The following is a 1,729-nucleotide window of genomic DNA, read 5'->3' as shown; positions in this document are numbered from 1 at the left end:
TTAAGGCTATGTCACAACAAACAGTTGATAAATAGCCATTTTTATAGGGGAGTATCAGAACTCCCCTACAAACTGTTATTTGCAGTTATCTATACTCATTTGGAATTTCGATATGAAATGTCTCACACAATAACTTCACATCATGTGCATCATTTTCATCAAACTCGTATCCCAGATGGAACATTACTTGACTATATGGTTCAATACAGGAAACCTCTATTTCCTCAATTCTTCCTTTACCCGAAAAAGTTTCTACCGGAAAACAATCCCCATCATAAAGAATTTCACCTTCGTCCGTATATTCAAAACAATGCAAATCAATAATTCTGTTTTTCAAATCTTCCCATACAGTATGGTTCAATGTTGTATATTCCATCTTAATCTCATAAAAGCCATTAGCTTTCATTATTTCTATAAAGTTCTGATAATCGTTCTTTTCTACAAAAATGTCAATATCATTATGGGCTCTTGACTGATATCCAAGAAGAGCATCTACACCCCATCCACCATCAAGAAAGACTTTAATCTCCGCATCTATTGCAAATTGAAGAATCTGTTTTACATCTGTTATATTGACCATCTTATCATCTCCACAAATTCTAATTAGGCGACCAGAGGAACTGCTGGTCTGTTTGATAAATCTCTGCATTTAGCAGTTTTCAATGTTGCCAAAACAAAAGTTAAGAAGATGTTCCTTTTCTCCATGTCGCTTTCTTTGGCGTAATTTACAAGGTTATTCCACACAAGATAGTTGTTCAGATACTTGGTAGAAACACCGTTAAAGCCACGCATAAACCTCTTTAGCTGGCTATGGTAGCTATTGATATGTTGGATATTATAAATGCCTTTCTTGGCTTTGCCAGTCTTTAACTGCACAAGGTCAATGCCATTGGCATTTGTAAATCTCACATAGGAGTTCATCTTGTCCGTAACAAGAGTGGAATTGGTCTTAATCCTACCATCATAAATATGATGTAAATCTCTTGTAGAAACTCTACCAGTATTCGTAATCTTGGAGATAGACAAGCCATTCCTATTAACCGCACAAGGAACACATACCTTTTCTTGGGACAAGCCTCTGATATGTGTAGAATGACCACGCTTATGAGCCTTGCGTGGCATAGCAAATGTCTTACTCTTGCTATGATTGCCCTTGTACGAGATGGCGAAAAAAGTTTCGTCAGCCTCAATAATGCCGTCAAGGGTAACATCGTCTGCCATATTCTGAAGTGCATCCAAAATCTTGTGTCTCCAAAGGAATGCGGTGTTTCTGTGAATCCCACAAGCAACAGCAGTCTTACGAATGGATAAGCCATTCATCATACAATCAATGTACTGCTCCCACACGGACAAGTCTTTTCTTGTACCAGACACAATGGAGTTCGTAGCAATCACGAAGGACTTGCCACAATCCTTACATACATATCGCTGTGTGCCATCTTTACGATGACCATTGCGAACCACATGGATACAGCCACAAAGAGGGCATACACGACCATTTGCAAAGCGTTCCTTTGCTACGAAATCTTCAATATTCAAAGACTTTACAAAGGCAGGACTTAAAAGCATTGTTTTAAGGCTTTCCTGCTCTGCGACAGTCAACTTACCGATAATATCTAATGCGTCTTTGATAGTAGGCATATCCAATTACCTCCTTCGGTGGTACTGTTTCTTACTATTATTATACGCTATTTCTCGTCAAAAATCAACCATTTGTTGTGACAGAGCC

The 1,729-nt window shown here is 38.3% G+C and carries 2 protein-coding genes; both read right to left on the bottom strand.

The annotated features are described in order from the left end of the window. Positions 1-85: 85 nt before the first annotated feature. Complete coding sequence (gene lnu(C), locus I6E15_RS09995; protein WP_002837187.1) at positions 86-580, bottom strand: lincosamide nucleotidyltransferase Lnu(C); 495 nt, start codon at positions 578-580, stop codon at positions 86-88. Between the two features lie 23 nt (positions 581-603). Continuing rightward, on the bottom strand, positions 604-1,641 hold the full coding sequence (locus I6E15_RS09990; protein WP_002837184.1) for an IS1595-like element ISSag10 family transposase: 1,038 nt from the start codon (positions 1,639-1,641) through the stop codon (positions 604-606). Positions 1,642-1,729 lie beyond the last annotated feature (88 nt).

This window comes from Fusobacterium perfoetens, assembly GCF_021531475.1.
GTDB lineage: Bacteria > Fusobacteriota > Fusobacteriia > Fusobacteriales > Fusobacteriaceae > Fusobacterium_B.
This window is presented reverse-complemented; position numbering and strand designations above follow the sequence as displayed.

Coding starts and splice junctions, on each gene's coding strand:
- I6E15_RS09990 (WP_002837184.1), bottom strand. CDS start 1,641: ATGCCTACTATCAAAGACGCATTAGATATTATCGGTAAGTTGACTGTC.